The following is an 11,574-nucleotide window of genomic DNA, read 5'->3' as shown; positions in this document are numbered from 1 at the left end:
TGCATTTCACCGCTACACTACATATTCTAACTACTTCATAATAACTCAAGATAACCAGTATCAAAGGCAATTCTACAGTTGAGCTGCAGGATTTCACCTCTGACTTAATTATCCACCTACGGACCCTTTAAACCCAATGATTCCGGATAACGCTTGGATCCTCCGTATTACCGCGGCTGCTGGCACGGAGTTAGCCGATCCTTATTCTTACAGTACCGTCAAGCCTCTACACGTAGAGGTGTTTCTTCCTGTATAAAAGCAGTTTACAACCCATAGGGCAGTCTTCCTGCACGCGGCATGGCTGGATCAGAGTTGCCTCCATTGTCCAATATTCCTCACTGCTGCCTCCCGTAGGAGTCTGGTCCGTGTCTCAGTACCAGTGTGGGGGATCCCCCTCTCAGGGCCCCTATCTATCGTTGCCATGGTGTGCCGTTACCACACCATCTAGCTAATAGAACGCATAGTCATCTTGTACCGTAATCTTTAATATCATCCCGATGCCGAGTCGATATACTATAAGGTATTAATCTTCGTTTCCAAAGGCTATCCCTTAGTACAAGGTAGATTCTATACGCGTTACGCACCCGTGCGCCGGTCGTCAGCAGAAGCAAGCTCCCCTGTTACCCCTCGACTTGCATGTGTTAAGCCTGCCGCTAGCGTTCATCCTGAGCCAGGATCAAACTCTTCATCGTTAAATTTTTAAGTGTTTCCACTAATATGCTTAACAACCAAAGAAATTAATTTAGTACTCGAATGGTTTATTCTCTTGTTTGTCTCTAACCGTTTCCAGTTAAAAACTTACGCTGTCAATTCAATATGTTTATGAACTTTATATTCTAATTTTTATTCGCTAATTTTGTTACCTCATTAGCGGGCTGCAAATGTAAAACCCTTTTTTGTTCTACGCAATGTTTTTTTAGTTTTTTTTTGAAAATTTTTATCCCCTTTTAAATCACTAAAAAATAAAAATACTACTGAACTTTTTCGCTCTAAACTTTGGTGTTTTTTGCGGCTGCAAACATACAACCTTTATTTAATATAAAAAGCTTTTTTGAAACTTTTTTTATTTATTTTTTTTAACCTTTTTTTGAACGTCACTTTTGTGCCTTTGCCTATATAGCTTAAGCGCTAAGCGGCTGCAAATATACAACCATTTATTTCTTTAACAAGCTTTTAATTTATCTTTTTTGTGTTTTATTTTAAACACCTCGCTTAAAAGCTTCTAATCAATGCTTTATAGACTTATTTTTTTTACGCTTATTTATTATCTTTGTCCTTATTATATATACCCTTAATTTTATGCTTTTACCTCTAATCTATATATTAGTTAAACTACTTAAATAAGTGTATGATTCTTATTTGTAATAATTATACCTTTTTTTGAAAATGTTTGTTGCGTTAGGGATTGATACGGCATCCTTTTTTTTATTTCTAAAAAAAAGATATAGTGGAAAGCCCGCCCTTTGGGAACGCCATTTTTAATATTTATTTAGTTATTGGATTATAAAAAGAAGTTCCAAACTACTCCAAATCTCACTGAAAAATCTCTATATGGATTATTAGGTGCTGCAAAATAATCATAACCGGACCAGGCTGCATTAAAATGTTCTGCTTTTAAAAAGATCCTTGTTTGTCGAATTTTTGCATTTATAAAGAAATCTAATCTTGGGTAACCTCCTAATTCTTGTTCATTTTGCACATAAAACTCTGCAAGTAATGGATCGTATGCATTCATATTGTATTTTGAGAAGTAATTAAATGTTATGCCTGTTTGTAAGTAAAGTGCTTTTTTAAACAAATGGTTGGCATAGTACAACGTGTTTCGGGTTATAATTTGTGGTACGTTAAATACTTGATTATCGTCTTTTACATTTTGATACATTATAGTATTGTTTAGGTAAAAATTACGGTATCCAATTTCTTTATTAAGCTTAAGTCTTAAATAGGTTATTGACTTATCTGACTGAAACGGCTTAACGGTATTACTTGTTTCGTCCTTTTTAAAATATACGTAGTCATTTATTGTAGATGCATCTACTGTAATATTTGCTAATTTTTTAGATTTTAGATTAAATAAAAGTTGCTGAGTTTTAATGTTTTTGAATTGAGTTTTCCAGTTATAGTTTATATAATCACTTTGGTATAGCTGTTGATTGTAATTTGGAGCTTTTGAATTGTTATTTATTTGTGCTAATAATTTTATATCATTATTTAAATTATAACTTGCTTTTACTGTAATATGGTTGCCATTAAAATCGCCGCTAACATTTGCTCCTAAATCTCCCTGTAGTCTAAAACCTCCAAGTTGTTTTTGATACTTACCTCCTACTGCTAAAATATCTCCTTTTAATCTATTAGGAATGGTTTGATTATTTAAAACAATTATTTTATTGTAACCATAATTGTAATTTGTATGAGAGGCATTTAATTGTATATCACCTAGTATTTTATTACCGTAGTTTAATTGTAATTGATTACTAAACTCTTCTAATGTTACTTTATCTTTTAGGTTTGTTGTTCTATATGCGTCTCCAAAAAATTCATCTTCTTCAATTGATTGATCGTACATATAAAACTTATCTTCAAGATTCATAACATGAGCAACGCTTAATGTGTTGTTTGCTGTAGAATCTTTTTTTGATATCAAATCATAAGATTGATTTAAATAAAAACGTTTTCCTTCAAGAATGTTTTCTGCATTTTCAAAATTAACTTCTAGAACGCCACGGTTTTTAAACTCATCGTCACCAGACATAAAGAATGCTACACTTTCATCTGTTAAACCTCCATTTTCTTGGTTTAATAAATCTTGAGCAACAAAGTGCGCGTTTAAAACATATCTTTTGTTTTTGGTTTTATAGCTTACCGTTGATCTAAAATTACCTGTACTTGTAAGTAGGTTTTGGTATTTACCTAGGGATCTTAACCCTTTATAAGCTATAGAAAAGTTTAATTGTTTAGAAACATTTGTAGTAAAAAAGGCGTCTAATAGTTGGCCTTGCTCGAAAGCAGATTTATAAAACAACTCTGTTAATGGTGTTGGCACATGGTAATAGTTAATATCATCAACTTCCATATAATTAAAATGTCTAGCTCGTGCTCCAAATTTTGGCATTAAAGAAGTCTCTTTAACATCATAACTTAATGTATTATATGTTTGCCCTAAATTTGAAAAAGGCATTAGGTTAAAATTATCTTTACGTAAATAATTGTATTTATATTCTTTAATAATACTTTGTGTGGTATCTACATAGGTTGTATCTCGAAGGTGAGAAATAATAAGATAGTCTGTTATTTTAGCATCTTTATTTTTTATGTTTTTATTACTCGTGCTTTTACTTGAGCCTTGAGAAAGAGAATCGTTTAAAATTAAACCATCGTCTGATACTTTAACTTTCTTCTTTACTGGTTGTAAAACTTGAGCAGTTACTATTGTACTACTTAACAATAAAAAAAGAGTTAATATTATTTTATTCATTAATTCATTATATTTTTAGGCTTTCAAATTAAAAGCTTTGCCAAAAATATGAAATATCTCTGTGGTAATTCATATTATATAAATAATCGCATAAATACAGCTAATATTATATACCATTTGTTAAGATACACCTAAATGCTTAAATTTAATTATTCTTCTTTTGAATTTGAATGCGGTACAGATGAAGCCGGACGCGGCTGCCTTGCTGGACCTGTAACAGCGGCTGCTGTTATTTTACCCAAAAAATTTAAAAACAATATATTAAACGACTCTAAAAAACTTTCTAAAGGTAAACGGGAGCTTTTAAAACCTATTATAGAAAACGAAGCGATTTGTTATGCTTTTACTCATGTTTATGAAAATGAGATTGATGAAATAAACATTTTAAATGCTTCAATTTTAGCTATGCAACGTTCTATTTTAGAATTAAACCCTAAACCTGAGTTTATAATTGTTGATGGTAACAGGTTTAAGCCTTTAAATAATATTCCTTTTGAAACTATTATTAAAGGTGATAGTAAATATTTAAGTATAGCTGCAGCTTCTGTTTTAGCTAAAACATATCGTGATGCATATATGTTAAAAATTCACGAAGAGTTTCCTATGTATAATTGGAAAAAAAATAAAGGCTACCCAACTAAGGAGCACAGAGAAGCGATTAGAAAATATGGCATCACCAAATATCACAGAAAATCTTTTAGATTATTGCCAGAACAATTAAAGCTAGAATTATAGAATTAATTACTTTTACAAAAACCCTCAATTTTAATGAAAAATTTTTGCTTTTTAGCTTTCCTTTTAGTGATAACAATTAGTTGTACCACGCAAAAAGAAGATGCTTCTCTTTATGATTTTATACCAGAAAAAACATCGGTTATTATAAGTATAAACAATGCCGAAGCTTTAAAAAGTAATATTAAAAACAGTGCGTTTATTAGTAATTTATCACAAACTAAAATTTCTAACTCAATTAAAAATAAGTTATCATGTTTAGATTACATAAAGACAGATAACCCAATTTTACTTTCATTTTTAAAAAATAGTAATGACAGTCTTGAATTTGTTCTCTCTACTAGGTTTACTAAAAATTTAATTGAAATAGATTCTCTACCAAATCATCTATCTGAAAGTTTAAAGATAAACAACCTTCCTGGAAAAAAACTAACTTATAAAAACAGTGTTGTTTACACTGTTGTTAAAGATAGTATTGCTATTGCGGCTTCAAACCTTGATATTTTAAAAGCCACTTTAAATAAAAAAAGTACACCTGAGGAAATTAATAAAATCACAAAAACGTTTAATAATAAAAAAGCCATTTCGGTTTTAATACGTAATAAAAAAGAAAGTGTTATTACTTCGGTATTTGATTCTGAAAACTTAAATTTTAAAAATTTTACAGATTATACCGCTTTTGATGCAGATATTTCTCAAGATCAATTAATACTTAACGGCATTACCAAAGCAAGCGATTCTACTAAACTTATTAATATTTTTAAAAACACAATTCCGCAGGAAAATCAAATTTCACATATTGCACCTAATAATTGCGATGGTTTTTTAAGTGTAACTTTTAATACATTTTCTACTTTTAAAAACAATTTAAATTTATATAACGAAAAAAAAGACAGCACTAAAACAAATGCGATTTTTAATAATATTGTAGAGTTTGGAGTAATTTACCAAGGCGAGAATAAAAGTATAGTTTTAAATTCTTTAGATATTATTGCAACAAAGGAAGCATTAATTAGTGAAGAAAATAAAGTTGAAGATTATAGACAAATACCTATATATAGTTTTAGTAAACCAGATTTATTTGAAAAAACCTTATCTCCTTTTGTAGATTTTAGTACTGCTAATCTATATTGTATTATAGACCAGTTTTTAATTTTCGGGAATTCTAAAGAAGATTTAGAAAATATTATTGCTAATTATTTAAATGAAACCACATTAAAGTCTAGAGATTACTACACAAGTACAACGCAGCATTTAAGCACAGCCTCATCAATACTTCATGTTTTAAACCCAAACTCATTAAAAGATGTTTTAGACGTTAACCTAGATACATATATTGATGCCAGCTTAAAACAATACAAAACGTCTGCTATTCAATTTATTTACGATACTAATTATGCTCACCTAAACGCTGTAATTAAAAAAAGTAAAGCTAAAGCTGAAAGCGGTACAGTTACAGAGTTATTAAATATAAAGCTTGATGCTCCAATATTAAATAATCCTCGGTTTGTAACTAACCACCGTACAAAACAAAAAGAAATTGTAGTACAAGATATAAAGAACAAACTATACCTTATATCTAATACAGGAAATATACTTTGGAAAAAACAACTTAAAGGTCCCGTTTTAGGAAAAATTGAACAAATAGACTCTTATAAAAACGGAAGATTACAGCTAGTATTCGCAACTCCTAATCGTGTTTATTTATTAGACAGAACAGGTAAAGATGTTACTGGGTTTCCTTTAAAATTTAATGATAAAATTACACAACCGCTTTCGGTTTTCGATTATGATAAAAATAAAAAATACCGCCTTTTTGTAACACAAGGCAAAAACGTATTGCTTTATAATGGTAAAGGTAAAACTGTAAAAGGTTTTAAATTTTCTAAAGCTAAAGACATTATTAATACACAACCACAACACATACGTATTAATAATAAAGATTACATTATTATAAAAACAAATAAAAAACTACATATATTAAGTAGACGTGGTCTAACTAGAATTAAAGCAAACACTAAATTTAATTATTCAAATTCACCTGTATATAGTTTTGAAAATGGTTTTGCAACCGTTAGTAAAGATGGAAGTTTAGTACAGATAACTACAAAAGGTAAGGTAAGCACAAGTAAATTACTTGGTGAAAACTCTAAATTACTTACCACAACAAAAACGCTAGTTGCACAAAAAGAAAACAAATTAAAAATTAAAACCAATACTTTAGATTTAGATTTTGGAAATTACACCAAGCCAAAACTATTTTATATTAATAATAAAATATATGTATCTGTAACAGACTTGCAATCTCAAAAAGTGCTTTTATTTGATAGCCAAGCAAAACCTATTGCTAACTTTCCTGTATATGGAAAGTCTACAATAGATTTAGATAACATAGATAAAGACGATAATTTAGAATTTATTACAAAAGGTGATAGCGCTAGCATTTTATTGTACGAAATAAACTAAGAAACCACTTACACATAAAAACCTACTAATCACACATTTAAAATAACATTTCACACAGATTCTTAAAGAAATACATATAAATTGTTAACTTTACTTAGTCCCTTAGCATTAATTGTTACAACAACCTAAAACAAAAATGATGAGAACTAAATTTTTATTATTAGCCGTATTATGTGTCTTTACCTTTTCTTGTAAAGATGATGATGACCAAGTTAACCAAGATCAAAATGCAGAAGATTTTGCTATCACAAATGAAAATAATTACTACGAAGGAGACTTATATAGACTATATCTAGACGCACAAATTGAGATAACACATATTGAAATAATTTCATTAGAAGAACAATTAGAGCAAGATCCTAACAATGTAGAATTACAAAACATGCTTAATACAGCTAATACAGAGTTAGATGAATTAGAAAACGCAGAGAGTAATCAAGTTGCTATTGAAGATGCTTTAATTGGTGTACCAAGAATCCCTAGAATTCCGCCTGTTCCTCCTATGCCTTGTACATCTGGAGCTTGCATTCCTAATCTTTTAGATTATATTACTTTCTCTAATGATATTTTGAATGTTACAATTGTATTTCGAGACATACAAACTGAAGAAGAAATAGTTACGCTTCAAACAAACGAATTTACTTCTTTAAATAATTTCGATAATATAATTTCTGTGTCAACCGTAGATTTTAATGGTTTTACTGGAGATTTTATTGCAGATATTCAACGTACTAATACAAATAATCAAGTAATAAATTATTCTGTTAGTGGCTATATTTACTAATAAAGCATATTATCAAAATTTTACAAAATTAACTATAGTACTAATCTATTTTTGTACTCAAATTTTAAATGCCCAAAATCCAGATTATTTAAGTAATCTGGATTTTTATTTTAATAAAACAAATGAACATTATTATGTAAATAAAGACTCAGCATATTTCTACTTTAATAAAATAGAAAAAATAGCTTCGCAAAATGATGATGTTATAAGTTTAATGGATGGATTAATTAGCGAAAATTGGTGTGCAAATTACCATTATGATTTGGCAGTTATTAGTGATAATCTTGTGGCACTAGACTCTATTGTGAACCTTTATAAAAAACAAATAGATACATTACCTCTAAAAAGTTATTATTTAAATACCATAAACTATACAAAAGGCTTAAATAATTATGAGTTAAAAAAATATGATAGTGCACTTGAGACATTCAAAAAATTAGTTTCAAATATTGAAACTCAGCGCGATTTTAACCAAATTAACCATGTACTTGGCTTATATGTTGGCGCTAATAACTTTATTGGAAAAATGTACAGTGATGAAGGTAAATATGAATTAGCAAAAACATTTCATAATAAAAACTTGAGAGTTTTAAATGCAAATCCTGAAAGCAATATAGAATTTTTAAATACTACTTATGTACTTATTTCTGATGTATATAAGAAAGAAGAAAATTACAAGCTATCTAATTTAACCTTGCAAAAAGTTTTAGACTATTATATAAATATTACTAAAAATAGTAATCGCATTGTTTCTTCATACCAAAACGTTATAGATAATCACATAAATTTAAAACAAACAGATAGTGCCTATTTTTATTTAAGAAAAATGAAAGTAAACTTAACCAAAAATCATCCTTTTTGGTACAGGTATTACATTGCTAAATCTAATATTAACAAAGCAACAAAAAATTACGATGAAGCATCAGTTGCCTTAGATAAAGCACTTGAGTTAGTTAAAGCAAAGTGGAATAACCAACCTCACAACGATGTCGCTATAATATATAATAAACTTGGCGATTTGTATAGTGAAATTAAAAAACCTAACAAAGCTATTACTAATTATAACCTAGCTATTTATCAATTTAGTAAAGACACTCTAAACTCAACAATAAATCAAACCACACTTTTTAAATCTTTAAAATCTAAAGCCAACATTTTAAATCACACAAAAGCTTTAGATTCTGTTATTGCAACTACAAACAAAGCGCTTTCTGTTTTAGAACAGCTAAAACCAAGCTTTAAAAATAATACAGATAAGCTTTTTTTAATAGACAATGCTTTTCCTGTTTTTGAGTCTGGATTAAATGCACTTTACAACTTATATAACAAAACAAATAATACAAAATTTATTGATGATGCTTTCGCTTATGCAGAAAAAAGCAAAAGCATTATACTAATTGAAGCATTATTAAATACAAAAGCAACAGCCTATGCTAACATTCCTCAAAACATTATTGAGCAAGAACAGTTTTTAAAATCAAGAATAACTTATTTAGAAAAAAGAATAATAAACAAAAACACAGACGCTTTACAAGACGAATTATTTAGTACAAAATCACAATACAGTAATTTAATTTTAAATTTAGAATCTAATTATAAAAATTATTACGATTTAAAATATAATACTGCTGTAGTTTCGGGTAAACAACTTCAAAACACTTTAAAAAAAGATGAAATTTTTATTTCATACTTCTATGGTTCACAAGCTATATACGCCATTGGTATTAGCAAAAACAAAAAAAATATTTTAAAAATTCCTATAAATAATTCTTTTTACAAAAATCTTATTGCATTTCAAAAAAATATAAGCAATCCAAAATCAAACTTAGAAACCGTCGCGCAACAGTCTCATGATCTATATCTAAAATTAATTGCACCTATATTAAAGGAGCATAATGCGAAAAAAATAATTATTGCAGCAGATGGTTTTTTAAATTACATTCCTTTTTCGGCATTAAACACTTCAAAAACAAACATTAATTACCTAATTGAAGATTATGGAATTAGCTATGTAAACTCTGCTACACTACTATCTCAACTACAAGAAAATCAAAATACAAATAACAAAATAATAGCTTTTGCTCCTACGTTTAAGTTTGAAGATAATAAGTTACTACCACTACCTAATAATAAAAATGAAGTTGAAGCAATTTTAAAACATATAAAAGGAGAAGCATTTACAGGAAATCAAGCCAGTTTAAATAATTTTACCAATAAAAGTTTAAACTACGGAATAATACACATGGCAACACATGCCATTTTTAATGATAATAATCCAGAATATTCTTTTTTAGCTTTTTCACCAAAACCACAATCTGAAAATTTACTTTATACAAAAGACTTGTATAACCTTAAATTAAATGCAAATTTAGTTACCTTAAGTGCTTGTGATAGTGGTATTGGAGAACTTAAACGCGGTGAAGGTTTGCTTAGTTTGGCTCGTGGATTCTATTTTAGTGGAGCAAAAAGTATTACAAGTACACTTTGGAAAATTAACGATGCTTCTGCATCAATATTAATGAATGATTTTTACTTTGCTCTTTCTAAAAACAAAGCAAAACCTAAAGCCTTGCAAATTGCACAAGTCAATTTTATAAATAATAATAGAGATAATGCATTATCTCACCCTTATTATTGGTCTGGTTTTGTTATTTCTGGAAATACTAAACCAATTTCTACATCAAATTACCTTTGGATATGGATTATTGGGTCTTTAGTATTTATAATCGCTTTGGCTCTATTTTACTTTAAAAATAAAAAAGCTAATTAAGTCTTTTTAAAAGTGCTTCAGCTTTTACTTTATTATAGTTATAATCTGCTTTTAAAATTTTTAAATATTTTAAAGCTTCATTTTTATCTTTCTCTTTTAATGCTATCATTGCTAAATACCAGTACGATTCTGCTTTAAACGGTTTGCCTTCACTAATAATAGATTTAAAAATTACTTTAGACTTTTCTATCTCTCCTGTTTTTAAATATGCTTGTGCTTTATAGAAAATATGATAAGGTTTTTTAACATCTACTGGTAAATTTTCAAAAAGCGTTATAGCATTTTCAAAATCCTGAGCTTCGTAAGCTACAAATGCACGTCGTTCTGGAGAATCTACAGTATCACTTCTTGTAATTGCATATTCTGTATTTGGATATTCTTGATAATTTGCATTGTATAAATCTTGGTAATTTACACCAAAAAAGGTTTGATACCCAAACCAACTCACACCTAATAATATTATTATAGATGCAGCAATACGCCAATTAAAACTTTTACTTGTTTGTTTATTATCACGTGTTTCAATTTCAGTTTCAAAGTCCCGAAGTTTAGCTTTTAATATGCTATTTTCTTTGTGCTTTATTACACGTTTTAAATTATTTTCAAATTCAAATTGAGCTTTAAACTCAGCATCTGTTTCTAATAATTTTTCCAACTGCTCTGTTTCAGTTTTACTTAAATTATTAGAAAAGTAGCGATATAGTAAGTCGTCGTTAGTCATTATAATTTGCTATTAATTCGTTCTTTTAGGGTTTTCATACAACGTGATTTAGTACTTTTTATCACATTTTCGCTATTGTAATTGCCTAGTTCTAAAATATCTTTTATAGTAAAACCTCGGTAATAAAATAACTTTAACAACTCTTGACATTGTTTACCTAAACTCGAAAAATGTGTGTATAACAATTCTTGCTCGCGTGTTAATGTCTTTTCTTCAATTTCCATAGTGTGCATAATCTCATCTTCGTCTCTAACTATGGCAAGATCAAATCCAGAACCTACTTTTTTGTTGTTTTTTTTCATTTTATCGAAGATTAGATATTTACCAACACTAAATAAATAGGTAGAAATACTACTTGTAAACTTTTCAATTTTACCATTCATTATATTATCATAAAATATAACATAAGCATCCTGGTAAATATCAATTACATCATCTTGTGGCAAATTATAGCGTTTAGCAAAGTTTATAAACTTATCTCTATTGTCTTCGTACACTTGCCGTAATGCAATTTGGGAACCACTTTTAAGCTCGTTAAGCGTAATTTCTACTTGTTGCTTTGACATTTAATGTTTGTATTGAAAAAAAGGTTAACACTTACAAAGCTAATTTAAGTGTTTTTA

At 28.5% G+C, this 11,574-nt stretch carries 7 protein-coding genes and 1 rRNA gene (1 of these 8 running past the window's edge); 4 read left to right on the top strand and 4 right to left on the bottom strand.

What is annotated here, in order from left to right; all coding sequences use genetic code 11:
- Both LACAL_RS08375 and LACAL_RS08370 read right to left on the bottom strand, forming a co-directional pair.
- Positions 1–692 (bottom strand): 16S ribosomal RNA (locus LACAL_RS08375); it reaches 828 nt to the left of the window's first position.
- 809 nt (positions 693–1,501) lie between these two features.
- Positions 1,502–3,478 (bottom strand): putative porin, encoded by a 1,977-nt coding sequence (locus tag LACAL_RS08370; RefSeq protein WP_013870296.1) that lies wholly within the window; start codon positions 3,476–3,478, stop codon positions 1,502–1,504.
- A 135-nt stretch (positions 3,479–3,613) separates the two neighbouring features.
- Here LACAL_RS08370 and LACAL_RS08365 point away from each other — a divergent pair, with 135 nt between their 5' ends.
- The 4 genes from LACAL_RS08365 (at position 3,614) to LACAL_RS08350 (ending at position 10,230) form a co-directional block, all read left to right on the top strand.
- Complete coding sequence (locus LACAL_RS08365; protein WP_013870295.1) at positions 3,614–4,213, top strand: ribonuclease HII; 600 nt, start codon at positions 3,614–3,616, stop codon at positions 4,211–4,213.
- 33 nt (positions 4,214–4,246) lie between these two features.
- Entirely contained in the window at positions 4,247–6,676 is a 2,430-nt protein-coding gene (locus tag LACAL_RS08360; protein WP_013870294.1) for a hypothetical protein, read from the top strand.
- Positions 6,677–6,812: 136 nt separating this feature from the next.
- Complete coding sequence (locus tag LACAL_RS08355) at positions 6,813–7,460, top strand: hypothetical protein (RefSeq protein ID WP_158306394.1); 648 nt, start codon at positions 6,813–6,815, stop codon at positions 7,458–7,460.
- Positions 7,444–10,230 carry a CHAT domain-containing protein gene (locus LACAL_RS08350; protein WP_013870292.1) on the top strand — a complete coding sequence of 929 codons (2,787 nt, stop codon included), beginning with the start codon at positions 7,444–7,446 and terminating at the stop codon, positions 10,228–10,230. Before LACAL_RS08355 ends, LACAL_RS08350 begins: the two co-directional genes overlap by 17 nt.
- Here the strand turns inward: LACAL_RS08350 and LACAL_RS08345 are convergent.
- Together LACAL_RS08345 and LACAL_RS08340 are read right to left on the bottom strand one after the other, a co-directional pair.
- Entirely contained in the window at positions 10,223–10,951 is a 729-nt protein-coding gene (locus tag LACAL_RS08345; protein WP_013870291.1) for a tol-pal system YbgF family protein, read from the bottom strand. The two genes, LACAL_RS08350 and LACAL_RS08345, sit on opposite strands and share 8 nt — an antisense overlap.
- Positions 10,951–11,517: an RNA polymerase sigma factor gene (locus LACAL_RS08340; protein ID WP_013870290.1), complete on the bottom strand. Its 567-nt coding sequence runs from the start codon at positions 11,515–11,517 to the stop codon at positions 10,951–10,953. The genes LACAL_RS08345 and LACAL_RS08340 overlap by 1 nt, the downstream gene beginning before the upstream one ends.
- Positions 11,518–11,574 lie beyond the last annotated feature (57 nt).

It is taken from the genome of Lacinutrix sp. 5H-3-7-4 (assembly GCF_000211855.2).
GTDB lineage: Bacteria > Bacteroidota > Bacteroidia > Flavobacteriales > Flavobacteriaceae > Lacinutrix.
Note: the sequence above shows the minus strand (reverse complement) of the source record. Positions and strands in the feature narration are given on the sequence as shown.